General features: G+C 69.3%; 29 protein-coding genes. 14 read left to right on the top strand and 15 right to left on the bottom strand.

Annotated features, from left to right (window positions below; translation table 11 throughout):
* Positions 1 to 6 precede the first annotated feature (6 nt).
* On the bottom strand, positions 7 to 741 hold the full coding sequence (locus tag OG496_RS30710) for an SDR family NAD(P)-dependent oxidoreductase (protein ID WP_405973211.1): 735 nt from the start codon (positions 739 to 741) through the stop codon (positions 7 to 9).
* 88 nt (positions 742 to 829) lie between these two features.
* On the opposite strand from OG496_RS30710, the gene OG496_RS30705 reads away from it, so the two are divergent.
* The gene (locus tag OG496_RS30705; RefSeq protein ID WP_405973210.1) at positions 830 to 1,456 is read left to right on the top strand and encodes a TetR/AcrR family transcriptional regulator; all 627 of its coding nucleotides are present in this window, start codon (positions 830 to 832) and stop codon (positions 1,454 to 1,456) included.
* A 45-nt stretch (positions 1,457 to 1,501) separates the two neighbouring features.
* On the opposite strand, the gene OG496_RS30700 is transcribed toward OG496_RS30705, so the two are convergent.
* On the bottom strand, positions 1,502 to 2,374 hold the full coding sequence (locus OG496_RS30700) for a helix-turn-helix domain-containing protein (protein ID WP_405973209.1): 873 nt from the start codon (positions 2,372 to 2,374) through the stop codon (positions 1,502 to 1,504).
* Between the two features lie 147 nt (positions 2,375 to 2,521).
* On the opposite strand from OG496_RS30700, the gene OG496_RS30695 reads away from it, so the two are divergent.
* Positions 2,522 to 2,737, top strand: a complete 216-nt coding sequence (locus tag OG496_RS30695) for a 4-oxalocrotonate tautomerase family protein (RefSeq protein WP_019070350.1) — start codon at positions 2,522 to 2,524, stop codon at positions 2,735 to 2,737.
* Positions 2,738 to 2,741: 4 nt separating this feature from the next.
* On the opposite strand, the gene OG496_RS30690 is transcribed toward OG496_RS30695, so the two are convergent.
* Complete coding sequence (locus OG496_RS30690) at positions 2,742 to 3,032, bottom strand: hypothetical protein (protein ID WP_405973208.1); 291 nt, start codon at positions 3,030 to 3,032, stop codon at positions 2,742 to 2,744.
* A 189-nt stretch (positions 3,033 to 3,221) separates the two neighbouring features.
* Here OG496_RS30690 and OG496_RS30685 point away from each other — a divergent pair, with 189 nt between their 5' ends.
* Complete coding sequence (locus OG496_RS30685; protein ID WP_405973207.1) at positions 3,222 to 3,581, top strand: DUF6247 family protein; 360 nt, start codon at positions 3,222 to 3,224, stop codon at positions 3,579 to 3,581.
* Positions 3,578 to 3,844, top strand: a complete 267-nt coding sequence (locus OG496_RS30680; protein ID WP_405973206.1) for a hypothetical protein — start codon at positions 3,578 to 3,580, stop codon at positions 3,842 to 3,844. The genes OG496_RS30685 and OG496_RS30680 overlap by 4 nt, the downstream gene beginning before the upstream one ends.
* Here the strand turns inward: OG496_RS30680 and OG496_RS30675 are convergent.
* A complete protein-coding gene (locus OG496_RS30675; RefSeq protein ID WP_405973205.1) occupies positions 3,816 to 4,241 on the bottom strand; it encodes a hypothetical protein in 426 nt (141 codons plus the stop codon). The genes OG496_RS30680 and OG496_RS30675 overlap by 29 nt on opposite strands.
* 116 nt (positions 4,242 to 4,357) lie before the next feature.
* Here OG496_RS30675 and OG496_RS30670 point away from each other — a divergent pair, with 116 nt between their 5' ends.
* The 3 genes from OG496_RS30670 (at position 4,358) to OG496_RS30660 (ending at position 5,929) form a co-directional block, all read left to right on the top strand.
* Positions 4,358 to 5,203, top strand: a complete 846-nt coding sequence (locus tag OG496_RS30670; RefSeq protein WP_405973204.1) for a helix-turn-helix transcriptional regulator — start codon at positions 4,358 to 4,360, stop codon at positions 5,201 to 5,203.
* A complete protein-coding gene (locus OG496_RS30665) occupies positions 5,200 to 5,400 on the top strand; it encodes a DUF397 domain-containing protein (RefSeq protein WP_405973203.1) in 201 nt (66 codons plus the stop codon). The genes OG496_RS30670 and OG496_RS30665 overlap by 4 nt, the downstream gene beginning before the upstream one ends.
* 85 nt (positions 5,401 to 5,485) lie before the next feature.
* Entirely contained in the window at positions 5,486 to 5,929 is a 444-nt protein-coding gene (locus OG496_RS30660; protein WP_405971377.1) for a hypothetical protein, read from the top strand.
* A gap of 8 nt (positions 5,930 to 5,937) precedes the next feature.
* On the opposite strand, the gene OG496_RS30655 is transcribed toward OG496_RS30660, so the two are convergent.
* Entirely contained in the window at positions 5,938 to 7,680 is a 1,743-nt protein-coding gene (locus tag OG496_RS30655; RefSeq protein WP_405971376.1) for an IS481 family transposase, read from the bottom strand.
* A 230-nt stretch (positions 7,681 to 7,910) separates the two neighbouring features.
* Between OG496_RS30655 and OG496_RS30650 the strand changes: the two genes are divergently transcribed.
* Complete coding sequence (locus OG496_RS30650) at positions 7,911 to 8,516, top strand: TetR/AcrR family transcriptional regulator (protein ID WP_405973202.1); 606 nt, start codon at positions 7,911 to 7,913, stop codon at positions 8,514 to 8,516.
* Between the two features lie 17 nt (positions 8,517 to 8,533).
* On the opposite strand, the gene OG496_RS30645 is transcribed toward OG496_RS30650, so the two are convergent.
* The 3 genes from OG496_RS30645 to OG496_RS30635 form a co-directional block, all read right to left on the bottom strand.
* A complete protein-coding gene (locus tag OG496_RS30645; protein WP_405973201.1) occupies positions 8,534 to 8,824 on the bottom strand; it encodes a hypothetical protein in 291 nt (96 codons plus the stop codon).
* 40 nt (positions 8,825 to 8,864) lie between these two features.
* Positions 8,865 to 10,682 carry a bifunctional metallophosphatase/5'-nucleotidase gene (locus OG496_RS30640; RefSeq protein ID WP_405973200.1) on the bottom strand — a complete coding sequence of 606 codons (1,818 nt, stop codon included), beginning with the start codon at positions 10,680 to 10,682 and terminating at the stop codon, positions 8,865 to 8,867.
* 187 nt (positions 10,683 to 10,869) lie between these two features.
* Entirely contained in the window at positions 10,870 to 12,153 is a 1,284-nt protein-coding gene (locus tag OG496_RS30635; RefSeq protein ID WP_366494493.1) for an adenylosuccinate synthase, read from the bottom strand.
* Between the two features lie 187 nt (positions 12,154 to 12,340).
* Between OG496_RS30635 and OG496_RS30630 the strand changes: the two genes are divergently transcribed.
* Positions 12,341 to 13,228: a diacylglycerol kinase gene (locus OG496_RS30630; RefSeq protein WP_405973199.1), complete on the top strand. Its 888-nt coding sequence runs from the start codon at positions 12,341 to 12,343 to the stop codon at positions 13,226 to 13,228.
* On the opposite strand, the gene OG496_RS30625 is transcribed toward OG496_RS30630, so the two are convergent.
* From OG496_RS30625 to OG496_RS30615, 3 genes are read right to left on the bottom strand one after another with little or no spacing between them, the layout of a single operon-like run.
* Complete coding sequence (locus OG496_RS30625; RefSeq protein WP_405973198.1) at positions 13,209 to 13,817, bottom strand: Uma2 family endonuclease; 609 nt, start codon at positions 13,815 to 13,817, stop codon at positions 13,209 to 13,211. The genes OG496_RS30630 and OG496_RS30625 overlap by 20 nt on opposite strands.
* 35 nt (positions 13,818 to 13,852) lie before the next feature.
* Positions 13,853 to 14,620 (bottom strand): ethanolamine ammonia-lyase subunit EutC, encoded by a 768-nt coding sequence (eutC, locus tag OG496_RS30620; RefSeq protein WP_405973197.1) that lies wholly within the window; start codon positions 14,618 to 14,620, stop codon positions 13,853 to 13,855.
* Positions 14,617 to 16,005 carry an ethanolamine ammonia-lyase subunit EutB gene (locus tag OG496_RS30615; protein WP_405973196.1) on the bottom strand — a complete coding sequence of 463 codons (1,389 nt, stop codon included), beginning with the start codon at positions 16,003 to 16,005 and terminating at the stop codon, positions 14,617 to 14,619. Before OG496_RS30615 ends, eutC begins: the two co-directional genes overlap by 4 nt.
* A gap of 171 nt (positions 16,006 to 16,176) precedes the next feature.
* Between OG496_RS30615 and OG496_RS30610 the strand changes: the two genes are divergently transcribed.
* Positions 16,177 to 17,688, top strand: coding sequence for an APC family permease (locus OG496_RS30610; protein ID WP_405973195.1), 1,512 nt, complete (start codon positions 16,177 to 16,179; stop codon positions 17,686 to 17,688).
* 53 nt (positions 17,689 to 17,741) lie between these two features.
* Here OG496_RS30610 and OG496_RS30605 read toward each other — a convergent pair whose 3' ends face one another.
* Positions 17,742 to 18,257, bottom strand: a complete 516-nt coding sequence (locus OG496_RS30605) for a GbsR/MarR family transcriptional regulator (RefSeq protein ID WP_405973194.1) — start codon at positions 18,255 to 18,257, stop codon at positions 17,742 to 17,744.
* Between the two features lie 73 nt (positions 18,258 to 18,330).
* Between OG496_RS30605 and OG496_RS30600 the strand changes: the two genes are divergently transcribed.
* The 3 genes from OG496_RS30600 to OG496_RS30590 are packed head-to-tail and all read left to right on the top strand — an operon-like array spanning position 18,331 to position 21,116.
* Positions 18,331 to 19,236 (top strand): ATP-binding cassette domain-containing protein, encoded by a 906-nt coding sequence (locus OG496_RS30600; protein ID WP_405973193.1) that lies wholly within the window; start codon positions 18,331 to 18,333, stop codon positions 19,234 to 19,236.
* On the top strand, positions 19,233 to 20,849 hold the full coding sequence (locus tag OG496_RS30595; RefSeq protein ID WP_405973192.1) for an ABC transporter permease: 1,617 nt from the start codon (positions 19,233 to 19,235) through the stop codon (positions 20,847 to 20,849). The genes OG496_RS30600 and OG496_RS30595 overlap by 4 nt, the downstream gene beginning before the upstream one ends.
* Positions 20,850 to 20,900: 51 nt before the next feature.
* Positions 20,901 to 21,116 carry a hypothetical protein gene (locus tag OG496_RS30590; protein WP_366494501.1) on the top strand — a complete coding sequence of 72 codons (216 nt, stop codon included), beginning with the start codon at positions 20,901 to 20,903 and terminating at the stop codon, positions 21,114 to 21,116.
* Positions 21,117 to 21,155: 39 nt separating this feature from the next.
* Here OG496_RS30590 and OG496_RS30585 read toward each other — a convergent pair whose 3' ends face one another.
* Positions 21,156 to 21,584 (bottom strand): hypothetical protein, encoded by a 429-nt coding sequence (locus OG496_RS30585; RefSeq protein WP_405973191.1) that lies wholly within the window; start codon positions 21,582 to 21,584, stop codon positions 21,156 to 21,158.
* 66 nt (positions 21,585 to 21,650) lie between these two features.
* The gene (locus OG496_RS30580; protein ID WP_405973190.1) at positions 21,651 to 23,114 is read right to left on the bottom strand and encodes an MFS transporter; all 1,464 of its coding nucleotides are present in this window, start codon (positions 23,112 to 23,114) and stop codon (positions 21,651 to 21,653) included.
* A gap of 97 nt (positions 23,115 to 23,211) precedes the next feature.
* Between OG496_RS30580 and OG496_RS30575 the strand changes: the two genes are divergently transcribed.
* On the top strand, positions 23,212 to 23,826 hold the full coding sequence (locus OG496_RS30575; RefSeq protein ID WP_405973189.1) for a MarR family winged helix-turn-helix transcriptional regulator: 615 nt from the start codon (positions 23,212 to 23,214) through the stop codon (positions 23,824 to 23,826).
* A 49-nt stretch (positions 23,827 to 23,875) separates the two neighbouring features.
* Here the strand turns inward: OG496_RS30575 and OG496_RS30570 are convergent, their stop codons facing one another.
* On the bottom strand, positions 23,876 to 25,099 hold the full coding sequence (locus tag OG496_RS30570; protein ID WP_405973188.1) for a cytochrome P450: 1,224 nt from the start codon (positions 25,097 to 25,099) through the stop codon (positions 23,876 to 23,878).
* Positions 25,100 to 25,389: the final 290 nt, after the last annotated feature.

The following is a 25,389-nucleotide window of genomic DNA, read 5'->3' as shown; positions in this document are numbered from 1 at the left end:
TCCCGGCTAGACGGCGGTGCGTCCGGCGTCGGCCGCGAGGGTGGCGCCGGTGAGGTAGCTCGCGCGGTCCGAGGCGAGGAAGAGGATCACCTCGGCGATCTCGCGCGGGGCCGCGAGCCGGCCGAGCAGGGTGGTCTTCGCGAACTGCACGGCGTTCTCCTCACCCATGCTCGCCAGGACCATGTCGGTCCGCGTGGGACCGGGCGCGACGGTGTTCACGCGCACGCCCGCCGGACTGAACTCGGCCGCCCAGGTGCGGGTCAGCGACTCCAGCGCGGCCTTGGTGGCGCTGTAGACGGACAGCCCGGGCAGGCCGATCCGGGCGGCCATGGTGCTGACGTTGACGATGGAGCCGGAGCCCTTGGCGATCATCGCGGGAACCAGGGCCGCGGTGAGGAGGTACGGGGCGCGGACGTTGGCCGCGAGGGTCTCGTCGAGCGTGCCGGGGTCCTGGTCCACGGTCGGCGCTCCGGGGAAGATCGCGGCGTTGTTGACCAGGATGTCGACGGGTCCGGCCGCTTCGGCGAGGTGGCGCAGCGCGGCCGGGTCGGTGAGGTCGGCGGCGACGAAGCGCGCCCTGCCGCCGGTGTCCGTGATCGACCGCACGGTCGCGGCCCCGCGCTCGGCGTTGCGGCCGGAGACGACGACCTCGGCGCCGGCCGCGGCCATCAGCCGTGCCGTCTCGGCACCGATACCGCCCGTCGAGCCGGTGACGAGGGCGACCTTGTCGGAGAGTTCCATGGTGGGTCCTTCCAGGAATGGGTTGTGCGACCCACACTGGTCCGAAAAAAATGGGTTGTCCAATCCAGAATCTGCTAGCGTTGCGGGCATGAGCACCGAGGTACGCCGGCCCCCCGAGAAGAAGCTGACCCGCAAGGGCCAGGAGACCCGGCGCCGGATCGTGGCCGCCGCCGCGCAGCTCATGTACGAGCGGGGCGTGACCGAGGCGACCCTGGAGGACGTGCGGGCGGCCGCCGGGGTGAGCGGCTCGCAGATCTACCACTACTTCGCCGACAAGCAGGAACTGCTGCTGGCCGTGATCGAGTTCCAGACCGAGGCGGTGCTGGACATGCAGCAACCGCTCTTCGCCGGACTCGACACCATGCGGGGCCTACGGCAGTGGCGGGACGCCCTGGTGGAGTACCAGCTCCGGATGCAGTGCCGCGGCGGCTGCCCGATCGGCTCCCTCGGCAGCGAGATCGCCGAGACCAACCCCGAGGCACGGCTCGCCACGGCCAGCGGCTTCCTGCGCTGGGAGTCGGCGATCCGCGGCGGCCTCCAGGCGATGCACGACCGCGGTGAACTCGACACCGACCCCGACGACCTCGCCCTCGCGACGCTCGCCGCGCTCCAGGGCGGCCTTCTGCTCACCCAACTGCAGCGCCAGGTCAGGCCGTTGGAAGTCGCGCTGGACGCGATGCTCGACCACATCGAGGCGCACCTGAGGCTCACCTGAGGCGAGCGTGAGGGGTGACCGTTCCGTTGTTGTCGGCCGGTGGTCTCAGCCGGTAGTGCGGGACGGGTCTTCGGTGGCCGCCATGTCCTGCGTGCCGATGACACCGAGCAGTTCGAGCTGGGCGGCGCCCTCGGTGCCGGGCGGGGCGGTGAACCACAGCAGACGCTGGCGCCCGTCCTCGCTGAACAGGCTGTGGCAGTCCAGCTCGATGACGCCCAGCGTGGGGTGCACGATCCGCTTGTGATCGGTGCGGCGCAGCCCGACGTCGTGGGTGTCCCACAGGCCGGCGAACTCCGCGCTGCGCCGCCGCAGCGCGGCCGTCATCCCGGCGACCTCGCTGTCGCGACTCCGCCGGGCGGCCACTGCCTGGAGGTCGGCGACGAAGACCCGTGAGTGGTGCGGATGGTCCTCGGGCGGGTAGACCGCGCGGGAGGCCGGATCGGTGAACCAGCGGTACGCGAACCCGGTGGCGGGCCCGCGCGGCTCCGGCGCCCGCCCGAGCAGCGCCACCGCCAACTCGTTCTGTACGAGGGTCTCGTGCAGGTCGGTGATGACCTGGGCCGGGGTGGTGGACAGCCGGTCCAGCAGCCCGAGCAGGGCGGGCTGAACGTGCCGTGCGCCCACGCCGTGCGCCGACTCGGGCAGCGGCCGGTCGGCGAGGTGGAACAGGTGGTCGCGCTGGTCACCGCCGAGCCGTAGCGCCCGCGCAAGGGCGGCCAGGGTCTGCGCCGAGGGCTGTGCGCCACGCCCCCGCTCCAGTTCGGTGTAGTAGTCGGCGGACAGTCCCGCCAGCTGCGCGACCTCCTCGCGCCGCAGTCCCGGCACCCGGCGCCGGGGCCCGACGGGCAGCCCGACATCGGCCGGCCGGACCCGGTCACGCCGGGACTTGAGGAACGCCGCGAGTTCGGGAAGGTTCACCCGCCCATCGTCTCCTCTCCGGCAGGGTCGGAGCCAGGGGCCGCCAACCCCTGGGTGGGCTCAGCCCTGGCGGAGCGTGCATCGGGGCCGGATGGTTGCCCCATCCCGCAAAGCACCACGCACAGCACCACGAGAAAAGAGAGCACCATGCCTTTCGCGAACTTCAAGGTCCCCGCCGGCGCCCTCACCGCGGAGCAGAAGGAGCAGATCATCACGCGCACGACGGACCTGTACGCCGAGATCTTCGGCGACGGCGCCCGCGCCACCACGCTCGTCCTGGTCGAAGAGGTCGCCGACGCGGGCTGGGGCATCGGCGGCGGCGTCCTGACCCTCGCCAAGATCCAGGGGACGCCGCAGGAATGAGGACCTAGCGGATCTTGCCGAGACCCGTCTCGACCTCCTCCGGGTTCATCACCGGGGTGTAGGTCAACTCGGCACCCAGGTTCAGGAAGAGCGGCTCACTGATCGACGGGATGTCGGAGGGGTCCTTCAGATCGAAGAACAGGAACGCGGTGCGCTTGCCGTTCTCGGCGGTGAAGTAGGCGGCCTCGGGCTTGATCTGCTCCAGGGTCTCCTGCATCAGCTTCCCGAGAGTCCCGTTCCGGATGGCGTCGTTCCCCTTCTCCGTGTCCATGGACGCTTTCAGCAGCATGCGCATCGCAGTCACCTTCTTCTGGTCGGCGTGCGCGGGTGGACGAATTCAGCATATGCCCGCACAAAGGGGGCGTCCCGATGAGGGCGCCCCCTTCTCGTTCACCGTTGGTGCGGCAACCGGATCGTCCGCACGAGACGCGGTCGCGATGCGCGCTAGAGTCCAGACCAGCGACGCCACGAAGGGAACAGCAGCATGAGCGTGCAACACGCCGAACATGACGACGTCCCCGCGATCCCCCGCCCGGACCGCACCCCGCGGGGGCTGCGCGCAGCATGTGCCATCGTGGCCCCGCACTTGCTCCCCTCTTACGACCAGGCCAAGGACCAGGCCCTCACCGAGGCGTTGCAGCACAACTCGGTCAGACCCGTCCACGCCTATCTCGCGCACTGGGCCGCACTGATCGAGATCGAGCGACACCCTGGGACAGCACGGGCCTACCACCGCGCCGAGTACCTTGCGCGGATCGCGACCACGCCGGACGAGGCGCGCGTACACCTGACCACCGCGAGCGTCATCTACCGCGAGGCGGCCGAGGCGGTGCGCGACGCGTGAGCTGGGCTTGGGAGTACGTCCCCGACGAGGAGACAGTGGCGTCCGGAGCGCCACCCGCGTTCGTGGCCGCGGTCGAGAAGATGGCCGACGAGTTGGTCAGAGCCGCCGAGGCACTGCATCTCCACGGCCCCGCCTACCAGGATGCCGACGGGGGGGCGAAGCACGCGTTCGTGGACGGCGGCTTCTTCGTGTACATGGTCACGCCGCGCGCGGAACTGGTCACCATCTGGCAGATCACGTCTGATCCAGGTCTGGACACCTGACCTCTCCCCACCCTTCCAGCGCAGAGCGCAGCAGCAGCGTGTGGACGAAGTGGTCCGGTGCCGTCGGGCGGTAGCGCCAAGTCAGGGGCCAGGTCTGGCCGTTGAGGGCCGGGACCGGGATGTACGACATGTGGTTCGGGCCGGCCGTGAGGCGGGTTACTCCGGGTGGCCAGGGGCGGTGGGATGTGCTGCCGACCGGGACCAGGAAGTAGACGGCCCTGTTGCCCGTCGCCTCCTCTACGACCGGTCCCGGCGCCCCTCCTGTCATGCGCGCGAGCCTGTCCGCGAGGTCTCTGCCCTCGTCGCCGTCCACCCGTACCGCGTCGAACTGGACCCCCGCCTTGCGGAGTTGGATGCCGGTTGCGGGGATCCATTTCAGGTCACTTTGCGTATCCATGGGGACAGTCTCGGTAGTCACAGCTACCGTCTTCCATAACTCTGCGTCGACCGTCCGCAACGGTTGGATACGGGTGCGAGGTGTTGTTGACCGGTTGAGTTCGGTTGAGTTCGGGGGTGACCGCGATGGCGCGGGCGGAGAACAAGGCGGAGGCGAGTGGTGTGGCACATCTCGTTGCCCTCCTCGCGAAGGCACTGCGTGAGCAACAGGGGCTCACGCAAGTGGAGTTGGGCAAGCTGACCGGCTACACCGGGTCAGCCATCAGCGCGATGGAGACCTGCGCCCAGCCCGCGAGCGACAAAATGCTCGCCAAGTTGGAGGAGCAGGTCGGGGGTGGGCTCGGGGTCTTCGAAGAGGCGCGCAAGTGGATGCTGTTGGAGAAGTACCCGACCCGTTTCCGTGGGTTCGCGGAGATCGAGGCGGAGGCCGTCACCCTCTCCTCGTACGAGACGCTGGTCGTCGACGGCCTGTTCCAGACCGAGGCCTACGCGCGGGCGTTGATCGGGGGCGGCTATCCGCCGGTGTCCGAGCAGAAGCGGGAAGAACTCGTCGAGGCGCGGCTGGCCCGCAGGAAACTCTTCGACCGCGACCCGGCCCCGATGATCGAGCTGATCGTCGAAGAGGGCGTACTGAGGCGGCCGTTCGGCAGCTGGGACGTGCAGCGGGAGCAGTTGCGCTCGCTCGCCGAGGACTCGCGGCGGGACAACGTGTGTGTTCAGGTGCTGCCGATGGATCGTGGACTGCGCGGAACGTACGCGGGCGCTCGTGGTGCCATGAAGCTCGTGGTGACCAAGGACCACGAGCACGTCGTCTACATGGAGATCGAGGACCAGGGCATCCTGGTCAGCGATCCGCCGGAAGTGTCCCAACTGACGCACCGCTATGCGAAGATCCGCGCACAGGCTCTGAGCCCCGACGACTCCCTGAGCCTCATCGAGCGGTTGGCAGGAGAAGAGAGATGAGCGGCACCCGCGCCCTGCGGTGGTTCAAGTCCAGCTACAGCGACGACGGCGGCGGGAACTGCGTCGAGATAGCCACCTGCCCCGACACCGTCCACATCCGCGACTCCAAGAATCCGGGCGGCGGGATCGTCACCGTCTCCGATGCGGCCTGGTGCACCTTCCTCGCCTCCCCCCACCCCTCCCCCGAAAAAGTGTGACATGTCGAGTCTCAGTTGATGGTTGACGGGTTGGCGTCGGGTGATGCTTGACGTCTGTCCTAGACATCGTGGCTTACTGGCTGCCATGGCGGACCGTTTCCCTGAGATCACCTCCGTGCAGGAGTTCATCCGGCTGCGGGAGAGCGAGGACCCGGCGGAGTACAACCGCTCGGCGTGGGCAGCGATGCCGCTGCCTGTCTGGTGGGACCTGGTGCGTAACCATCCCGACATGCGTTTCTGGGCTGCGCATAGCAGGACGGTGCCGTCGGAGATCCTGACCGAACTGATCAATGATCCGGACTGGCGGGTTCGAGACCGGGTGGCCAGTAAGCGCAACTGCCCGCCTGAGCTGCTGGAACGGCTGGTCGACGATCCGCATGACACCGTGCGGAGGCTCGTTGCAGGCCATCCGAACTCGCCACGGTCGGCGGTAGTGCGTTTGGTTGATGACCCGTGGCCGGTCATTGCGCAGGAAGCCCTCGCCCGGCTGGCCAACTGGCCGTCCGTGCAGCCGTCCGAACCCTCCTGACGGAGCGATCACACGATCTTCCGGCGGTTGTGTTCGCCGGATTTACGGACGACCACCTCCTTCCTGGTGACACGGGGGACGGTGGTGATCAGCTCGGTTCCCTGGAAGACGCGGATCGCTTCTTCGTCCAGGTGGGCGGTGACGACCTGGCGGGCATGACCGCGGCCGAGCTGGATGCGCTGTCCGGCGACCATGAAGCCGCCGGTGCTGCTGACCGTGCGCTCGGGGATCTGCGCAGTGGGAGGCGGTAGTTGCGGTGGCGGTCCGGCCGGACGGCCGCCTTGCAGACGGCTGCAGGCCGAGGGCGGCAGCGGGCTCCGCAGGGTGGCCTTGAGGACCCTCTGTCCGTCGAGGACCTGCAGCACCCGCCCGTCCAGCCGCAGGGTGACGCGTTGTCCGGCGAACGGCCAGCCGATCAGGACTTTGTCGCCGCCCAGGCCGACGTAGCCGACCGCGTTGACGGTGCGGTCCACCTCCACCGCCCCACCCGTCTTCTGCGCCGGGCCGGGGTCGTCCGGCCAGGGCCCGGCCCGGCGGGCGTCACCACTGGCCAGCAGGGCCTTGAGGTCCCGGCCGCACAGCTTCGAGGGCAGGGTCTTGTGGCGGGCCCCGCCGATGAGGACGTGCAGCCGGTTGACGTCGATGCGCAAGGTGACTGCCGTGCCGGCCAGGGCCGGACCGAACCAGATCTGCTGCCCGCGCAGGCTCAGGTTCCCCGAGGCGGGCACCACCCGGTCCACTTCGACGGCACCGATCTCTCCCTCGGCCAACGGCCAGGCTGCGGGCGCCGGTTCAGGCGGCGGATCCGGCGGTGCCGCGGAGGCGACCAGGTCGAGGCGGGCAGGCAGAATCACCGGCAGTGCTTCCTGCTCGGCCCGCGGCCTGGGAACGAACCGGCTGACCGGGACGGCCATGTCCAAGGACTGATGCGGCCGCATCCGGTTGTAGTCCGCCAGCCAGACATCCACCGCCGCCTGCGCTGCCGCCGGGTCCGCGAACGGGGCGCAGCCGTCGAGGAGTTCACGCCGCAGCGTCTGATGGAACCGCTCGATCTTCCCCGTGGTGGTCGGGGACCTGGGCTTGGTGAGCCGGTGGGCGATGCCGTTCTCCCGGCAGATCCGGTCGAACATCGTCTCCCCGGGCCTGCCGGAACCGAACCGGGCGGTGAACTGCTTGCCGTTGTCGGTGAGCACCTCTTCCGGCACTCCGAACCGCAGCAGTGCCTCCCCGAAGGCCAGACACACCGCGCGGGCCGTGGCCCGCTCCACCACCTTCGCGATCACCATGAACCGTGAGTGGTCGTCGATCCCGGTGACCATCTTGCACTCGCCACCGCCCGCGAGCAGCACCCCGCCGACGATGTCCATCTGCCACAATTCCATCGCCGCAGACCGCTCCCACCTGCGGTAATCCGACCGTCTCCGCCTGCGAGTGCCCGGCTCGACGAGCCCGTTGCGCACCAGGACCCGATAGACCGTCGCCCGCGAGGGAACCGGGGAGATGCCCCGCCGTTCCAGCTCGTGCACCAGCCTGCGCGGACCCCAGCCGGGATGCCGGCGCCGCAGCTCACACACCACCGCCTCCACCTCCCCGGCGATCCGGTGCGGACACGAGACGGGCCGATGCGACCGGTCCGCCAGCCCCGGCAGGCCCAACTCCTCGTACTTGCGCACCCAGGCATGCACCGACTGCCTGGAGACCCCATACCGGGCCGCGACCTGAGTGACCGCAACCCCCGCGGCAACCTCCATCACCGCGTGATACCGCTACTCGACCACGCTCAACTCCACCAGCACGGCCCCGGCCCTCCCCATGCGCCACATCCAGGCGCACAGCCAAGCCGAGGCAAGCGGTGTCAAGCATCAGGTGAAGCCGCAGTGTCAACTATCAACCGAGACAGGACACGAAAAAGTGTGACACTTTCGGGGAAACTGACACACTTTTCCAAGACACCTACCTCCCCCCGCGCCAAGCTGCTCACATGAGCAGCTCACAGCGGGTGCAGGAACCGCCCGGAATGGCCACCGTGTACCGCGCGACTCTGGACGCGCTGGCCGCGCGGGGGCCCCGGCGCACGGGCATCACCCACATCGCACAGCTGACAGGCACCAACCGCCCGTTCTTCTACCGGAATTGGGCCTCTCCCGACGTACTCCTCCGCGACGCCACGATGCAGGAACTGAAACGTCTACTGCACCTGGCCCGGGAAGTACCCGGCCCGTTGCCGCCACCGCGGTGCCTTGGGGTGCGCAGGGTGGTGCGGGCGGCCCGGCTGCTGCGGGAGCATCCGGTCGTCGCGGCCATGGCGCGGACCGAACCGGCGTTGACGTACGCCGCCGTTCTCCGTCCGGACACCCTGTGGCACCGGACGGCCCAGCACTGGCTGACCGAGCATGTGACCGCACATCTGCCCAGCGGGGCCGAGCAGGACATGGCCACGCTGGCGGTGCTCACCACGGCACTGCCGTATGCGCTGATCCCGCCGGCGGAGTCGCCCGATGCCGCCGACGAACGTGCCGCTGTCGACCGGCGGTTGAGCCAGGCCGTTCACGCCTGCCTCGGCCTGCCACTCGCCTGCGCCGACTGACCTACAGGGCCTGGAAGCTACACGGCCTGGAAGAACGACAGGGACAACGCCAGCACCGCGATGCCGCGTACAGCGACCAGCGCCAGAGTCGCACTCCGCAGTCGGCCCGCCCGAAGCCACAGGGTCCATGTCACCACCAGCGACAGCACGACCGTGAGGATCAACGCCACGGCGTCGGGCACGGCGTACAGGACGTCGCGGTGCGCCCACAGCAGGGACGACCACCACACGACTGCCGCCGTGCTGAGCACGGACTCCATGACCAGGGCGGTGCGGGCCTCACCCCGCCCCAGGACTTCCATGGCCATCCGTGCTCCTCACGCTCGGTGCAGAAGGTAGGTCGGGAGTCTAGAAGACCGCCGTACCCGCCTGCGTCAGCTTCCAGTTGACCGTCGCGAAGTCCGCCGGGTCCAGGGCGCCCTTCGCCGTGACGTAGGCGATCATCAGGTCGCGGACCTGGTCGGTGGCGCTGTAGGCGGTCTCCGCGGCGGCGATGTGCGGGTAGCCGGAGCCGCCGTTCGCGCGGTAGTTGTTGACGGCGACGACGAAGACCTGGTCGTCCGTGACCGCCGCGCCGTTGTACGTGAGGTTCTTGATGCGCGAACCCTCCGCCTGCGCGATGTCGATGTCGTACGAGACGCCCGCCGCGACGTCGTACATGTAGTCCCAGAAGCTGTTGGCGTTCGTCAGGGTCGCGGTGTCGACCTTCGTGCCCGCCGGTACCTGGTGGTAGTACTTCGCCGCGTACTCCAGGTAGTCCTTCAGCTGGGCGCCCGTGAGCTTCTTGCCGTAGAGGGTGTTGTCGTAGATGTAGAGGCCGGCGATGTCCTTGATGGTGACCGAGCCCTTGGGGATGTCGGCCGTGCGGCTGAAGGGGGCCGCGACCGAGATCAGGGGCAGCGCCGCGTCGGCCGTCGACAGGCCCGCCTTCACCGAGTCCATCTGCACCTGCTGGATGAAGTCCATGATCGGGACGTCCTTCCAGCAGGACTCCGCCGCCGAGAGGTCCTCGGTGCAGGTGCCGACGGACGTGTTGACGTACTTCACGACCAACTCGTGGTCGGCTTCCAGGAGTTTCTTGATCTCCGGGTCCTCGTCCACCGTGTTGGGGTTGAGGGTCTGCGCCGTCTTGCTGGTGATCTTCCACTGGCCGCGGACGAGTTCGAGCTCGAAGTCGAAGACGCTCAGGCGGTAGCCCCAGCAATAAGGCTCGGAGAGGAGGACGTCCTCGCCGGTCTCCTCGTTCTTCACCGTGTACGACGAGACCTCCACGTGGGTGTGGCCCACGAGGATCGCGTCGATGCCGGGGACCTGCTCGGCGACGAGGTTGGAGGCGTTCTCGACGTACGGCAGCTCGTCGCCGTAGGACGAACTGCCGTCAAGGCCAGAGTGGTCGGTGAGGAAGACGACGTCGCAGCCCAGCGCACGCAGCCGCGGGACGTACTTCTTGGCCTGCTCGACGAGGCCCGGGAAGACCATCTTGCCGCTGACGTTGTCCTTGTCCCACAGGGCGATGCCCGGGTTGGTGAGGCCGAGGATGCCGACCTTGATGTCCGGGGCGCCGGGGACGCAGATCTTCTTCACGGTGTACGGGGCGAACGCGGGGCGCAGGGTCTTCGCGTCCAGCGCGTTGGCGCCGAGCAGCGGGAAGTGACACTGCTGCTCAAACTTGCGCAGGGTGTCGATGCCGTAGTTGAACTCGTGGTTGCCGAGGGCGGCGGCGTCGTAGCGCATGTGGTTCATGGCGGTGGCCATCGGGTGCTTGGAGCCGCTGGTGATGGGGTCCACGCGCGCGAAGTAGTAGCCCAGCGAGGTGCCCTGGATGATGTCACCGGCGTCGACGAGGAGGACGTGCCCCTCGCCCTTCGCCTTGCGCTGCTGCTTGATGAGGGTGGCGACGCGGGCGACGCCGACGGAGTTGCCCTTGGAGTCGGAGTAGGCCTTGTCGAGGTAGTAGTCCCAGTCGAAGACGTGGCTGTGCAGGTCGGTCGTGCCCAGGATGGAGAACGACCAGGTCTTGTTCGGCTTCGGGTGGGGGTGGGGCTTGGGGTGCCGGTCGGCGGCCTCGGCCGGGGTCGCCGCTGCCGTGCCCGCGACGGCGACGGCAGCGCCGGTGACGGCTGACTTCTGCACGAACTCACGGCGGTTCATGGGATTGACGGGCATTCAGGACTCCTGGAAGGGCAAAGAGAGCGGGTGTGGCGTGCGGGGCGCGGCGGGCTACCCGCGTAGATGCTGGCCTTCACCTGTTACCGGCGTAACCACGGACAGCCCAAGGGCCGGTCAAGGATTCCCAAGACCGGCCCAAGGGGACCACTCAGCCGCGGCTCCGACAGCCGCTCCAACCGCCCCTCTAGATGAACGAGTTGATCTCGATCGTCTCCGTACGGCCGGGGCCGACACCGATCGCGGAGATCGGTGCGCCCGACATCTCCTCCAGTGCCTTCACGTACGCCTGCGCGTTCTTCGGGAGGTCCGCGAAGGTCTTGGCCTTCGTGATGTCCTCGCTCCAGCCGGGCAGGGTCTCGTAGATCGGCTTCGCGTGGTGGAAGTCGCTCTGCGAGTACGGGAGTTCCTCGACGCGCTTGCCGTCGATCTCGTACGCGACGCAGACCGGGATCTCCTCCCAGCCGGTGAGGACGTCGAGCTTGGTGAGGAAGAAGTCGGTCAGGCCGTTCACGCGGGTCGCGTAGCGGGCGATGACCGCGTCGAACCAGCCGCAGCGACGGTCGCGGCCCGTGGTGACGCCCCGCTCGCCGCCGATGCGGCGCAGGGCGTCGCCGTCCGCGTCGAAGAGTTCCGTCGGGAACGGGCCCGAACCGACGCGGGTCGTGTACGCCTTGAGGATGCCGATGACCCGGCTGATCTTCGTGGGGCCGACACCGGAGCCGGTGCAGGCGCCGCCCGCGGTCGGGTTCGACGACGTCACGAAGGGATACGTGCCGTGGTCGATGTCCAGGAGGGTGCCCTGGCCGCCCTCGAAGAGGACCACCTTGTCGTCCTCCAGCGCCTTGTTGAGGATCAGCACCGTGTCGGCGACGTACGGCTTGAGGCGGTCCGCGTAGGACAGCAGCTCCTCGACGACCTGCTCGATGGCGATCGCGCGCCGGTTGTAGAGCTTGGTGAGCATCTGGTTCTTGATGTCGAGGGACGCCTCGACCTTCTGGGTCAGGATCGACTCGTCGTACAGGTCCTGGACCCGGATGCCGACGCGGTTGATCTTGTCCGCGTAGGTGGGCCCGATACCGCGGCCCGTCGTCCCGATCTTCCGCTTCCCGAGGAAGCGCTCGGTCACCTTGTCCACCGTCACGTTGTAGGGCGTGATGATGTGAGCGTTACCGCTGATCAGGAGCTTGGACGTGTCGACGCCGCGCTCGTTCAGCCCGTTCAGCTCGGAGAACAGGACCGACGGGTCGACGACGACACCGTTTCCGATGACCGGAGTGCACTCCGGTGTGAGGATCCCGGAAGGGAGCAGGTGAAGGGCGTACTTCTGATCGCCCACGACTACCGTGTGGCCGGCGTTGTTGCCGCCCTGGTAGCGCACCACATAGTCGACGGACCCACCTAGCAGGTCCGTCGCCTTTCCCTTGCCTTCGTCACCCCACTGAGCACCGAGCAGCACAAGTGCGGGCACGCGCGTACACCCCTTCCGGGCGGGGCATGTCCAAGGTCAGAGGCGTACGCGGCACAGCGTGTGCCTCGTACACCTGCGACCCTCGTCGGTCGCGACCCGTCGGACCGGATGCCCCGGAATAGACGAAGCCCCTGGCGCAATAGCGCAAGGGGCTCTTGCACAAAGATGCTACCCGAGGAAGCGAGGCATGGCCGAGGTGGCGACTTTCGCGACTTCCGATCAGCTGCTGATCGTCATCGATCCGGCCGCCCGGCGCACCGACGCGGAGTCCGTCCGCATCGCGAAAGACGTGCTCAGCGCGGGTGCGGCGACGAAGGTGTGCCTGCCGGAGGGGCCCGAGGAATTCGCCCGGGTCCTGGCGCGGCGGGGTTCGCGCCGGCCGGTGCTGGTGGGCGACGACCGGGCCCTGATGCGGGCCGTGTCCCTGTTGCACCGGCAGCGGGAGCTGGCCGGATGTGCGCTGTCGATGGTGCCGGTGGGGGGCGGGCTGTCCCTGGCGGGGGCGCTGGGGGTGCCCACGGGGGCGGTGGCGGCCGCGCGCGCCGTGCTCGACGGGGTCGTACGGCGGATGGATCTGCTGGTCGACGACAGCGACGGGGTGGTGCTCGGCGCCTTGCGGATTCCGTCGCTGCCGCCGATGCGGGAGGCTCCGCCGGTGGAGGCGACGCCGGTGCCGTCCGGTTCCGGTTCCGCGCACGCGTCGTGGCTGCGGACGTGTCAGTCGCTGGTACGGACGCTGGTGCCGGTGCGGCCGTCCCGGGAGCCGCTCGCCGGTGTGACCCGGCTCGGGCCCGCTCGGCTGCGGGTCGAGGTGGACGGGGTGACACTCGTCGACCTGGACCAGCCGGTGGAGGGGGTGTCCGTCACGCCGGGGGCCTCGGGGCTGGCTGAGGTGGTCGTACGGCCGGTCTCGGTGGGGGCGGAGGCTTCTCCGCTGTGCGCGCGGGGGCGGACGGTGACCGTGTCCGGGGCGGATTTCCGGTACCGGGCGGACGCGGTGGTGGCGGGGCCGGTGCGGACGCGGACGTGGGTGGTGCGGGAGGGGGCCTGGGGGCTTACGTTGCCGACGGGGTAGGGGGCTCGAAGCCGGTGGTGTCGAGGGGGCAGTCAAAAGGCTCGGGGATGTAGAGCTTCTCTCCGAAGGGCTTGGTGAAGCGGGCCTCGTATCCCTTGACAGATGGGGACCCGAAGACGATGGCCTGCTTCTCCTGCATGTCGAGGACCAGGTAGACGGGGACGCCGGCCTTGCCGTAGGTCTCGACCTTGTCGGTGAGGTCGACCGCCCGGGTGGAGGGGGAAGTGAGCTCGGCGACGAAGGAGAGGGCTTCACCGTCCAGGTGGTTGCTCGTATGCCGGCTGACGCTCCGGTGCGCTGCATGGATGTCTGGGCCGTAGGCACGCTCGGAGCCCGGAAACACATACAGGAACGGATTGGCACTGATCCGATGTCCCTCGGGGAGGTGCGGCCGCAGTTGCTCACACACCGACTCCAGGACGTCGAAGTAGTAGGCCTTCGACCACGGCGCCACGACGATGTTCCCCCTGATGATCTCGGCCTTGTAGCCGTCGGGCACATGCAGCTCGTCGAGGAGGTCCAGGAGCTCCTCGAAGCCGCCGCTGGGCTCAGTGCCGCTCATCACCGGTCGCTCTGCCATGAGTGTCATGATGCGCCCTCCCCTTGACGCGGACCAGCCGCCACTCAGAGTAGCCGCTCGCGCACGCCACCGTGATCGGATTCGTCCTTCAGCCCAACCCCCGTGATCTGCAGTTCCCTTGCCCTCCCCATCAACCCCGCCAACTTCCCCGCAGCCACCTCGTAGGCCATCCCCAGCGGCGGCCGGATGTTGCTCACGCAGTTCCGGTCGGCGTCCGTCGTAACCCCCGGCCTCGGCCGGTACGTCAGGTACGCCCCCAACGAATCCGCCGCCGACATCCCGGGCCGCTCCCCGACGAAGACCACGACCATCGTCGCGCCCATCGCCGAGGCCACGTCGTCACCCAGGGCCACCCGCGCCTGCTCAGCCAGCACCACCGGAGCCACCTGCCACGCCGTAGGCAACAGTGCCGTCGTCGCTCGGACCATCGCCGCGCCGTGTTCATGGACCGCCCGGCTGGACAGGCCGTCGGCGACCACGAAGACGACATCCCACTCCCCCACCGGCAGGTGTGCGCGGTCCGCGGGGTCCAACCGGCGCCCCAGGTCCGGGCGTTGGAGGTAGGTCAGGCGGTCGGGGGCCGCGCTGCGGACGCGGACCGTCGGTTCGCCTCGCAGCGCCGCCGCCACGACGTCCGGCTCGAACGGGGAGTGGACCGCGTCCTTCGCCGCCGCGTGCGCCGCCTGCAACTCCAGCCGGTGGTGGGTGGGGAGGCCCGTGCCCGCCCGCCCCAGGCCGATCCTGGCCTGCGTGTGGCGACGCAGGGTCGGCCACAACTCGCCGCCTGCCAACTCCACTTGACTGATCGTCATGCCACCAGTTCCCTTCCGATCGCCGTCAACGGGTGGGCCGTACCGGACACGTCCCTGATCTCCCCGCCCTCGCCCAGCAGGCCGATGGCGGCGAGCCAGGTCTCGAACTCCGGTGCCGGGCGCAGCCCTAGGACCTCGCGGAGGTACAACGCGTCGTGGTACGAGGCGGATTGGTAGTTGAGCATGATGTCGTCGCCGCCCGGGGTGCAGATCACGAAGGACGCGCCGGCCACGCCGAGCATGGTGAGCATCGTGGCGATGTCGTCGTCGTCCGCGTCGGCGTGGTTGGTGTAGCAGATGTCCAGGCCCATCGGCAGGCCGAGGACCTTTCCGCAGAAGTGGTCCTCCAGGGCCGCGCGGAGGATCTGGCGGCCGTCGTACAGGTACTCCGGGCCTATGAAGCCCACCACCGTGTTCACCAGCAGCGGGTCGTAACGGCGGGCCACCGCGTACGCCCTCGCCTCCACCGTCTGCTGGTCGACGCCGTGGTGCGCGTCCGCCGACAGCGCGCTGCCCTGGCCCGTCTCGAAGTACATGACGTTCGAACCGACCGTGCCCCGGCCCAGCCCCTTCGCCGCCTCGTACGCCTCGTCGAGCAGCCCCAGCGTCACGCCGAAGGACGCGTTCGCCGCCTGGGTGCCCGCGATGGACTGGAAGACCAGGTCCACCGGCGCCCCGCGTTCCATCAGGTCCATGCTCGTCGTGACGTGGGACAGGACGCAGGACTGGGTGGGGATCGCGTACCGCTGGATCACGCCGTCCAACAACTCCAGCAGGTCCCGTACCGCCTTCGGGCTGTCCGTCGCGGGGTTGATGCCGATCACCGCGTCGCCCGAGCCGAGGAGCAGTCCGTCGAGGAGGGCCGCGGCTACGCCCGCCGGGTCGTCGGTGGGGTGGTTCGGCTGGAGGCGGGTGGCCAGGCGGCCCGGGAGGCCGATCGTGGAGCGGAAGGCGGTCACCACCCGCACCTTCCGCGCGACCGCGACGAGGTCCGCGTTGCCCATGAGTTTGGACACCGCCGCGACCATTTCCGGCGTCAACCCCGGTGCTACGGCGGCCAGTTCGTCGGTCTCCGCCGCCAGCAGCCACTCCCGGAACCCGCCGACCGACAGCCCGGCCACCGCCGCGAACGCACCCGTGTCGTGCGTGTCGAGAATCAGCCGGGTCACGTCGTCGGTGTCGTACGGGATCACCGGCTCGGCGAGGAACGCGGTCAGCGGTACGTCCGCCAGCGCCCAGCGCGCCGCGACCCGCTCCTGGGCGGACGACGCGGCCAGCCCCGCCAGCCGGTCGCCGGAACGCTCCGGGCTCGCGGCGGCGAGCAGGCGCGCGAGGGAGCCGAAGCGGTAGCTGTGGCCGCCGAGCGTGGAGGTGTACGTACTCATGGCGGCGACCGTACGAGGCGCGTGTTGCCCCCAGATTTCCTCAGATTTCTAAAGGTCTGGTTGACAAACATTTAACGTCCCGCAACCCTTGCCCGACTCATTCGGCCTACAGAGTTCCGGTTCGACGCACCAGCCGAACGGCAGCGAGAGCAGCAGGAGAGGGGCCATCCGATGGCAGTGGACGAAGGAGTCGCCCCCGCGGCGAACACAAGCGAGGACGGCGCCGTTCACCGGCTCAAGCCCAACGCCATCGGCCTGCTGGGCGTGGTCTTCATGGCCGTCGCGACGGCCGCCCCGATCACCGCGATGACCGGCAACGTGCCCTTCATGGTCTCGTCCGGCAACGGCATAGGCGCCCCGGCGAGCTACCTCGTCGCAATGGTCGTCCTGGCAATCTTTTCCGTCGGCTTCACCTCGATGGCGAAGCACATCACCTCCACGGGCGCCTTCTACGGCTTCATCTCCTACGGCCTCGGCCGCACCGTCGGACTGGCCTCCGGGCTCCTCGCCACGTTCGCCTACGCCGTGTTCGAGCCCGCGCTGATCGGCATCTTCTCGACCTTCGCCACCGGAACCTTCAAGGACCAGACGGGACTTGACATCCCGTGGTGGGCCTTCGCGCTGGTGATGCTCGCCGTCAACTCGATGGGCACCTGGTTCGGCGTCTCGGTCGCCGAGAAGCTCCTCGTGGTCCTGCTCGGCACCGAGGTGACCGTCCTCGCGGCGATGGCGATCTCGGTCGCCCTGCACGGCGGCGGCCCGCACGGCTTCACCTTCGGACCGGTGAACCCGATCAACGCGTTCAAGGGGACGTCCGCCGGTCTCGGTCTCTTCTTCGCCTTCTGGTCGTGGGTCGGCTTCGAGTCGACCGCGATGTACGGCGAGGAGTCCCGCGACCCGAAGAAGATCATCCCCAAGGCGACGATGATCTCCGTCCTGGGCGTCGGCGTCTTCTACGTCTTCGTCTCCTGGATGGCCATCATCGGCAACGGCGAGTCCGAGGCCGTGAAGGCCGCGTCCTCCGCCAACCCGCTCGCCCTCTTCTTCAACCCCACCGAGCACTACGTCGGCCACTGGGCGGTCGACCTCATGCAGTGGCTGATGATCACCGGCTCGCTCGCCTGCGGCATGGCCTTCCACAACTGCGCGTCCCGCTACATGTACGCCCTGGGCCGCGAAGGCGTCCTCCCGTCGCTCAAGAACACCATCGGCCGCACCCACGCCCGGCACGGTTCCCCGCACATCGCGGGCCTGGTGCAGACGGTGGTGAGCGCGGTGCTGATCCTCGGCTTCTGGGCCACGAGCAAGGACCCGGCCAACGCGCTCTACGTCCTGCTGGCCATCCTCGGCACGATGGCGATCCTCGTCGTCCAGGCGGTCTGCTCGTTCGCGGTACTCGCCTACTTCCGCAAGAACCACCCCGAGAGCCGGCACTGGTTCAAGACGTTCACCGCCCCGCTCGTCGGCGGCATCGCGATGCTGGCGGTCGTGCTGCTCCTGGTGTCCAACATGAGCGTCGCGGCGGGCTCGGAGTCCAACTCACCGGTCCTGAAGGCGACCCCGTGGCTGGTACTGCTGGTCGCGGCGACGGGCATCGGCTACGCCCAGTACCTGAAGCGGCGAGCTCCTGAGCGGTACGCGCTGCTGGGCCGAACGGTTCTCGAAGAAACCAAGGAGCGCTGAAGTTCCCTGCTTTCAGGGGCGCGGGGCTGTGCCGATGTGCGGCCCCGCGCCCCTCAGGGCGCGCCACCGAACCGCTCGTCCCGATACACCCGCCAGCGTTCCATCATCGCCGAGATCTCGCCGTCGACGAACTCGAAGAAGGCCAGGGTCTCGGCCATGCGCCGCCCCGCCGGGGTCTCCACACCGAGGCTGGCGACCCCCTCGCTCAACGCCGCCTCCCACCGCTTGAGAACGGCCTCGCGGTTGGTCAGCGCCTCGTACCACTGGTTGCCCTGAACCCGGTACCGCTCACGCCGTGAACCGGGTTCACGCTCGCGCGACACCATGTGCTGCTGCGCCAGATACCGCACCCCACCGGACACCGCCGCCGGGCTGATCCGCAGCTGCTCCCCCAGCTCGACGGAGGTCATCGCCCCCTCGTCGGAGGACAGCAGCGCGGCGAAGATCCGCGCGGGCATCCGCTGCATCCCCGCCTCGACGAGCTGCGCCGCGAAGGACTCGACGAACTTCGACACGGACTCCGGGTCCCGCGCACCAGATGTGTCCGTCGCACCAGATGTATCCGTCATGGACCCACCCTACCCGCGCTTCACACGCTTCCTTAACTTCACAAATTTCTGAAAGAAGCGTACGTTCGGCTCCATGACGAAGGCAATCACCGTCTCCGGACTGCACAAGTCGTTCGGCAAGACACAAGCCCTCGCGGGGCTCGACCTGGACGTCGAGGCCGGCGAGGTGCACGGCTTCCTGGGCCCCAACGGCTCCGGCAAGTCCACGACGATCCGCGTCCTGCTCGGCCTCCTCCACGCGGACTCGGGCGCGGCCCAGCTCCTGGGCCGCGACCCCTGGACCGACGCCGTCGAACTGCACCGCCGGGTCGCCTACGTCCCCGGCGACGTGACGCTGTGGCGCAACCTCTCCGGGGGCGAAGTCATCGATCTCTACGGCAAGTTGCGCGGCGGCCTCGACAGGTCCCGGCGCACCGACCTGATCGACCGCTTCGAACTCGACCCCACCAAGAAGGGCCGCACCTACTCCAAGGGCAACCGCCAGAAGGTGGCCCTCGTCGCCGCGTTCGCATCGGACGTCGACCTGCTGATCCTCGACGAACCGACGTCCGGCCTCGACCCCCTGATGGAGGAGGTCTTCCAGCGCTGCGTGGAGGAGGAACGCGACCGGGGCCGCACGATCCTGCTCTCCTCCCACATCCTCAGCGAGGTGGAGGAGTTGTGCGACCGGGTGAGCATCATCCGCAAGGGCCGCACGGTGGAGACCGGTTCACTGTCCGACCTCCGCCACCTCACCCGCACCAGCGTGACGGCCGAACTCACCGGCGCCCCCAACGGGTTGGCGTCCATCCCCGGCGTGCACGACCTCGCCGTCCAGCAAATTCAGAACAGCCAAGGCCACCGCGTCCGCCTCCAGGTCGAGGCCGACCAACTCAACGCCGTACTGCGGTCGTTGAGCGAGTCCGGCGTGCGCTCGCTGACCTCGAAGCCGCCGACGCTGGAGGAGCTGTTCCTCCGCCACTACCAGGAGACGGAATGACGGCCGCAGCGTTCCCCGCACGCACCGGCACCCGCACCAGCGGCTCGCGCCAACTCGCGGGCACCGGCGCCCTGTTGAGGTTCAACCTGCGCCGCGACCGCGTGGTGATCCCGGCCTGGGTGGCGGTGACGGGCCTGCTGGTCCTCTCCCTCCCCGGGTCACTGCGAAGCGTCTACTCCACCCCGGCCGAACGCGCGGACATCGCCCGCCAGATGCTCACCAACAGTTCGCTGCGCGCCACCTACGGCCCGGTGTTCAGCGACTCGCTCGGCGGTCTCACCGCGTGGCGCATCGGCGGCTACGCCGCGATCCTCGCCGGGGTCATGAGCCTGATCGTCGTCGTACGGCACACCCGTGACGAGGAGGAGAGCGGTCGCCAGGAACTCGTCTCCTCGGCGATGGTGGGCCGCCGGGCCCCGCTGACGGCGGCCCTGTTGACGGCGTTCGTCGCCAACTCCGCGCTGGCGCTGCTGATCACGGGAGGTATGGCCGGTCAGGGTTCGGCGGGAGCCCTGGCTCTCGGGCTCGGTATCGGCGGAGTGGGCATGGTGTTCGCGACGCTCGCGGCGATCGTCGCGCAGTTCACGGACAGCGGCCGTTTGGCGAAGGGCCTGACCGGCGGACTGCTGGGAGCGGCCTTCGTCCTCCGCGCCGTAGGAGACTCGACCACCAACGACGGTTCCTCCCCGGCAACTTGGATCTCCCCGATCGGCTGGCTGGAGGACCTGCGCCCGTTCGCGTCCGAACGCTGGTGGGTACTGGCCCTGTTCGTCACCGCGTCCCTCCTCCAGGGCTCGCTGGCCTACGAGTTGGCGGGCCGCCGGGACGTAGGAATGAGCTTCTTCCCGGCCCGCCCGGGCCCGGCCCACGGCCGCCTCGGCACGGCGGGCGCACTGGCCTGGCGTCTCCAACGGGGCGCCGTACTGGGCTGGAGCCTCGGATTCCTCGCGGCCGGGGTCGCCTTCGGCGGCATCACGAAGGGCGCGGCGGACCTGGTCGGGGACAACGCCAGGACCCGCGAGATCATCGAGCGGATGGGCGGCCAGTCCGGCATCGAGGACGCGTTCCTGGCCACGATGGTGGGCATGTTCGGCATGCTCGCCGCGCTGTACGCCGTCTCCTCGGTCCTACGACTGCACAGCGAGGAGACCGGCCAGCGCGCCGAACCGATCCTCGCGAACGCGGTCGGCCGCCTGCGCTGGGCAGCAGGCCACCTGACGATCGCCTTCGGCGGCGCGGTCGTCATCATGCTGCTGAGCGGCCTCGGCCTGACGCTGGGCTACGGCGCCGACCTGGGCCCCATCCTCGCGGCCAGCCTGGTCCAACTCCCGGCGATCTGGACCCTCGGCGCCCTGGCAGTGCTCCTCCACGGCATCTCCCCGCGCCTGTCCCCGGCATCCTGGGCGGCGGCCGGACTCGCCCTCGCGCTCGGCTGGATCGGCCCCGCGCTGAACCTCCCCCGGGCAGTCCTGGACATCTCCCCCTTCGGCCACCTGCCGAAGCTCCCGGGCGGAGACATGGCGTGGGGCCCGGTGATCGCTCTCACGGCGATCGCCGCGACCCTGGTCGCCGTAGGCCTGACGGCTCTACGCCGCCGCGACCTCACGACCTGACCGAGAACACGGCCGGGAACCTCCGGCGCCCCGCACGCGTCCGTCCCGGGCATGGGACAACGCGCACAGGCTGCCGGAGGATGTCTGACCGCCGTACTCGGCGCGGGAGTCGGGCTGGCGGTGTGGTCGTACGACGTCCGGGACCGCTTCCAGCGCTTCGAGGCGAGCCCCGACTGGAGTGTCCTGTACGCGGAGTTGCCGCTGGCGGTCCTGGGCGGGGTCATCGCGTCGCTCGGCGTCTGGGCTCTGGTCCGGCGCGTCGGATAGCCCGAAGGAGCCACCCGGGACCGAAGTCCGGGCAGGTGATCAGGCGTTGTCGAGGGCCGCGGTGATCTTCTGGATCATTGCCGTTTCGGCGGGACCTGCTCCGCCCTTGTGAGCGCGGGAGGCGGCGTCCACGATCATGGTGATGGTGGCGCGGAAGTTCTCGGCCTCGGCGGGTGCCTTGGTCTTGAGGAGGGTCATCGAGGCGGTCAGGGCGGTGAACGTGTGGTCGGCCAGGTCGGCGGTGGAACTGCCCTCCAGATCAAGGCCCTTGAGCTTCTCTGCGAGGACGTGACCGACAAGACCGGTCGCGGACGACAGCGCCTTGCCGCCCGCCATGCCCGAGCGGGTGGAGGAGATCAGGCCGGGGTCGGCTGCCGCCATCAGGGAGACGACGCCGTGGGCGGCGGTCTGGAGGGTGAGCTTCTCGGCGGGGGTCAGGATCTCGGTGGGGGTGGTCTTCTCGGACATGGGGGTCCCTTTCGTTCGGGCGGGGGGCACAACTGCCGTAGGGCAGTGGCCTGTTGGGGTGGAGGGTCAGGCGGTGGTCTCGGCCTGGTTGCCGACTGCCTTGCGGGGCAGGGCCAGGCACAGGACCGCGCAGAGGACGTAGGCGCCGATCGCCCAGGGGCCCGCGTGGGTGAGGGCGTCCGTGAGGCCCTTGTCGGCGTGGGAGAAGAAGGCGTTGCCGATGACGGCGACGCCGAGGGCTCCGCCGAACTGCTGGGCGGTGGAGAGGATTCCGGAGGCGCCGCCCGCGAGGCCGCTCGGCACGGTGCTCAGGATCGTGTTGACCAGCGGGATGATCAGGAAGATCAGACCGACGCCGGCCAGGACCAGCCCCGGGACCAACGGCCAGGCTCCGGTGTGCAGTTGGGCGGAGTGCTGGGCCGCGTGCCGGACCCAGAACAGGCCGCCCGCCATCACCAGGGCGCCGAGGATCAGCACGCCGCGGCCGAACTTGGCGACCAGCGGGTCGACCCCGGGGGCGGCGAGGATCGAGCCCGCGCTGAAGGCGACCATCAGCAGACCGGCCTGCGTGGGGGTGTAGCCCTGGCCGGACTGGAGCCAGATGGTGAAGACCAGGAAGAAGCCGGACATGCCGCCGTAGAAGAGGAGTTGGACGAGCAGGCCGGCGCTGAAGGCGGGCTTCTTGAACAAGTCCGTGGGGAGGAGGGGGTGTTCGAGGCCGCGTTTGCCCTCCGAGAAGGTCAGCGCGGCGATCGCGAGGACACCCGCGGCCAGGCAGAGCCAGCCCCACAGCGGCCAGCCGTTGGAGCGGCCCTGGACCAGCGGGAGCACGATCGCGACGAGGCCCGCGGCGAGGACCAGGTTGCCGGGCAGGTCTATGCGGCCCGTGAAGGCGCGGTCCCTGGAGGCCGGGATCCACCTCGCGCCGAGGACCAGGACCACGGCCGCCAGCGGGAGGTTGATGACGAAGATCGTGCGCCAGCCCCAGCCGAACAGGTCCCAGTCGGTCAGGACGCCGCCGAGCAGCACGCCGACGGCGGTGGAGATGCCGGCGATCGCGCCGTACAGGGCGAAGGCCTTGCCGCGTTCCTCGCCGTCGAACATCGTGCGGAACGAGGCGAGGATCTGCGGCATGATCACGGCCGCCGCCACGCCCTGGAGGCCGCGCGAGGCGACGAGCACCCCGGCCGAGGCCGCCAGCGCGCTGGCCAGACTCGTCAGCGCGAACGCGGTGACGCCGAGCAGGAACAGCTTCTTGCGGCCGTAGCGGTCGCCCAGGTGCCCGGCGATGATCAGCGTGGCGGCGAAGCCCAACATGTAGGCGGACACGGTCCATTGGAGGTCGGCGGGGGTGGCTTTCAGCCCCTTGCCGATGGAGGGCAGCGCGGTGTTCACGATCGATCCGTCGATCATGTCCAGCAGCGCCGCGAGGATCATCACGAACGCCGCCGCCCACCGCTTGGGATAGGGCACCGGCCCGCCGCCGCCGTCAGCGGCTACGTTCATGGTGTTGGTCGTGCTGGACGACATGGCGTGGACTCCTCGGGTCGGCCAGTTCTGCTTGACTTTCATACATCTTGGCTTTCAAGCTAATAGTCGATAGTTACGATGCAGGGAGATATCTCGAATGTCAAGCGGAATGGGGTCGGAGGCGGGCTCGGACGCGGGCTCAGCGTCGGGCGCGGGCTCGGGGTCGGGCGCGGGCTCGGGGTCGGGGGCAGGACCGGCGTCGGTCGAAGCGCGGCTGGGCGCGGCCGTGCAGGCCTACCAGAGCGCCGTCGACGACTTCGACCGCGAGCTGGCCCGGCTCATGGGGGTCAACGAGACCGATCTGCGGTGCCTGGAGATCCTTTTCGCGGTCGAGGAGATCACCCCTCGCGAGCTGAGCCGGCAACTGGGCCTGACCACCGGGAGCGTCACCACGATGCTCGACCGGCTGGAGAAACTCGCCTATCTCACCCGCACGCCGCACCCCGGCGACCGGCGCAAGACCCTGATCCGCGTCACCCCGGAGGCGACTCAGCGCGCCTTCGGGCTGATCGGGCCGTTCCTCGACGACGCCGGCCGGAAGGTGTTCGGCCGTTACACCCCCGAGCAGTTGGAACTGGTCATCGACTACCTGACCTTCTCCCGCGACGTCCAGCAGCAGCACGTCGAGCGGTTGCGGAAGGCGCCCGCCCCCGGCCCCACCCGGACGGGCGGCCGTCAGGTCCAGGGACCCCGGGGCGGGTCGGCGACGTAGGCCCGACTCGGGCTGCACGACGGGCCGACTCGGGCTGTACGAGGGGCCGTTACCCCACCTCGACGCTCAGCCCCTCCAGCCCCCGGATCACGAAGTTCGGCTTCCGCTCCGGCTCCGCCGCCAGCCTCAGCGTCGGGGCCTTCTCCAGCAACGCCCCCATGGAAGCCGCGAGTTCGATACGGGCCAGGGGCGCGCCGATGCAGTAGTGGATCCCCGCGCTGAAGCTGATGTGCGGGTTGTCGGCGCGGGTGAGGTCCAGGCGCTCGGGGTCGGTGAAGACCGCCGGGTCGTGGTTGGCCGCGCCGAACAGCATTGCGATCTCCGCGCCGCGCGGGATCGTCGTACCGTCGATCTCGATCTCGTCCAGCACCCACCGCTCGAAGAGCTGGAGCGGGGTGTCGTAGCGCATCAATTCCTCGACGGCGGAGGGGATGAGGGAGTGGTCCGCGCGGAGAGTCGCCAACTGATCCGGGTTGCGGAACAACGCCCACCAGCCGTTCACCGTGGAGTTCACCGTCGCCTCGTGGCCCGCGTTCAGCAGGAGGACGGCGGTGGAGATCAGCTCCTGTTCGGTGAGACGGTCGTCGTCCTCGTCGTGGGCCGCGATCATGCCGGAGATGAGGTCGTCACCCGGGTTCTTGCGGCGGACCGCGATCAACTCGCGTAGATACGAGGAGAATTCGTCCGACGCCCGGACCGCCTTCGCCGCCGTGTCCTCGGACGGACTCAGTTCGTACATCCCGCAGATGTCCGCCGACCAGGGGCGGAGCGGGGCACGGTCCGACTCCGGGATGCCCAGCATCTCGGCGATCACCGCGACGGGGAGGGGTTCGGCTACGTCCGTGAGGAGGTCGCCGCCGCCCTTCGCCACCAGGGCGTCGACCAGGTCGGCCGCCAACCGGCTCACGTACGGCTTCAGTTGCTCGACCGTACGCGGCGTGAACGCCTTCGAGACCAGGCGCCGGATGCGGGTGTGGTCCGGGGGCTCCAGGTCGAGCATCCCGTGGTCGTTGAGGGTGTGGAAGGGCTCGTGCTCGGGCGGGGGTGCCGTACGGCCGAAGTCCTCGTGGGTGAAGCGGTGTTGGTAGGTGCGGCCGAGGCGGCGGTCGCGGAGGAGTGCCGAGACGTCCGCGTGGCGGGGGACCAACCACTGGTCCGTCGGCTCGTAGTACGTGACCCGGCCCCGCTCGCGCAGTTCGGCGTAGGCGGGGTACGGGTCGGACAGGAACGCCGGGTCCCAGGGATCGAAGGCGAGGTCGTCAGCAGCTGCCATGGACGGACGCTAACCCTTTGGCGGGCTTCTGACCAGGGGTGTCCTGCGTCCTGGACCGGCTCCTGGACCGGTTCCTGGCCACACGATGGGACGTCCCGAGCGGCCGGTGGACCCTAGACCGGAGCCGAGCAGCGGCTCGCGCACGGGGGCGGGAGGTACCGGGCGGATTTCTTCTTACGCGGGGCGAATGCCATGGATCACTCCATCGAGAGGGGGAGATCGGTGGACGTACCAGCTGCTGTCCACCACCCTCGAACGGAATCCTCCGCCGCTGACCAACGTCCCCTGGA

Origin of the sequence: Streptomyces sp. NBC_00988, from assembly GCF_045162645.1 — a bacterium.
Lineage (GTDB): Bacteria > Actinomycetota > Actinomycetes > Streptomycetales > Streptomycetaceae > Streptomyces.
Note: the sequence above shows the minus strand (reverse complement) of the source record. Positions and strands in the feature narration are given on the sequence as shown.

Excerpts from the sequence above, each read along its gene's own strand:
- OG496_RS30710 (WP_405973211.1), bottom strand. The coding sequence starts at position 741 with ATGGAACTCTCCGACAAGGTCGCCCTCGTCACCGGCTCGACGGGCGGT.
- OG496_RS30705 (WP_405973210.1), top strand. The coding sequence starts at position 830 with ATGAGCACCGAGGTACGCCGGCCCCCCGAGAAGAAGCTGACCCGCAAG.
- OG496_RS30695 (WP_019070350.1), top strand. The coding sequence starts at position 2,522 with ATGCCTTTCGCGAACTTCAAGGTCCCCGCCGGCGCCCTCACCGCGGAG.
- OG496_RS30690 (WP_405973208.1), bottom strand. The coding sequence starts at position 3,032 with ATGCGCATGCTGCTGAAAGCGTCCATGGACACGGAGAAGGGGAACGAC.
- OG496_RS30685 (WP_405973207.1), top strand. The coding sequence starts at position 3,222 with ATGAGCGTGCAACACGCCGAACATGACGACGTCCCCGCGATCCCCCGC.
- OG496_RS30675 (WP_405973205.1), bottom strand. The coding sequence starts at position 4,241 with ATGGATACGCAAAGTGACCTGAAATGGATCCCCGCAACCGGCATCCAA.
- OG496_RS30665 (WP_405973203.1), top strand. The coding sequence starts at position 5,200 with ATGAGCGGCACCCGCGCCCTGCGGTGGTTCAAGTCCAGCTACAGCGAC.
- OG496_RS30660 (WP_405971377.1), top strand. The coding sequence starts at position 5,486 with ATGGCGGACCGTTTCCCTGAGATCACCTCCGTGCAGGAGTTCATCCGG.
- OG496_RS30655 (WP_405971376.1), bottom strand. The coding sequence starts at position 7,680 with ATGGAGGTTGCCGCGGGGGTTGCGGTCACTCAGGTCGCGGCCCGGTAT.
- OG496_RS30650 (WP_405973202.1), top strand. The coding sequence starts at position 7,911 with ATGAGCAGCTCACAGCGGGTGCAGGAACCGCCCGGAATGGCCACCGTG.
- OG496_RS30645 (WP_405973201.1), bottom strand. The coding sequence starts at position 8,824 with ATGGCCATGGAAGTCCTGGGGCGGGGTGAGGCCCGCACCGCCCTGGTC.
- OG496_RS30640 (WP_405973200.1), bottom strand. The coding sequence starts at position 10,682 with ATGCCCGTCAATCCCATGAACCGCCGTGAGTTCGTGCAGAAGTCAGCC.
- OG496_RS30630 (WP_405973199.1), top strand. The coding sequence starts at position 12,341 with ATGGCCGAGGTGGCGACTTTCGCGACTTCCGATCAGCTGCTGATCGTC.
- OG496_RS30625 (WP_405973198.1), bottom strand. The coding sequence starts at position 13,817 with ATGACACTCATGGCAGAGCGACCGGTGATGAGCGGCACTGAGCCCAGC.
- eutC (WP_405973197.1), bottom strand. The coding sequence starts at position 14,620 with ATGACGATCAGTCAAGTGGAGTTGGCAGGCGGCGAGTTGTGGCCGACC.
- OG496_RS30615 (WP_405973196.1), bottom strand. The coding sequence starts at position 16,005 with ATGAGTACGTACACCTCCACGCTCGGCGGCCACAGCTACCGCTTCGGC.
- OG496_RS30610 (WP_405973195.1), top strand. The coding sequence starts at position 16,177 with ATGGCAGTGGACGAAGGAGTCGCCCCCGCGGCGAACACAAGCGAGGAC.
- OG496_RS30605 (WP_405973194.1), bottom strand. The coding sequence starts at position 18,257 with ATGACGGATACATCTGGTGCGACGGACACATCTGGTGCGCGGGACCCG.
- OG496_RS30600 (WP_405973193.1), top strand. The coding sequence starts at position 18,331 with ATGACGAAGGCAATCACCGTCTCCGGACTGCACAAGTCGTTCGGCAAG.
- OG496_RS30595 (WP_405973192.1), top strand. The coding sequence starts at position 19,233 with ATGACGGCCGCAGCGTTCCCCGCACGCACCGGCACCCGCACCAGCGGC.
- OG496_RS30590 (WP_366494501.1), top strand. The coding sequence starts at position 20,901 with ATGGGACAACGCGCACAGGCTGCCGGAGGATGTCTGACCGCCGTACTC.
- OG496_RS30585 (WP_405973191.1), bottom strand. The coding sequence starts at position 21,584 with ATGTCCGAGAAGACCACCCCCACCGAGATCCTGACCCCCGCCGAGAAG.
- OG496_RS30580 (WP_405973190.1), bottom strand. The coding sequence starts at position 23,114 with ATGTCGTCCAGCACGACCAACACCATGAACGTAGCCGCTGACGGCGGC.
- OG496_RS30575 (WP_405973189.1), top strand. The coding sequence starts at position 23,212 with ATGTCAAGCGGAATGGGGTCGGAGGCGGGCTCGGACGCGGGCTCAGCG.
- OG496_RS30570 (WP_405973188.1), bottom strand. The coding sequence starts at position 25,099 with ATGGCAGCTGCTGACGACCTCGCCTTCGATCCCTGGGACCCGGCGTTC.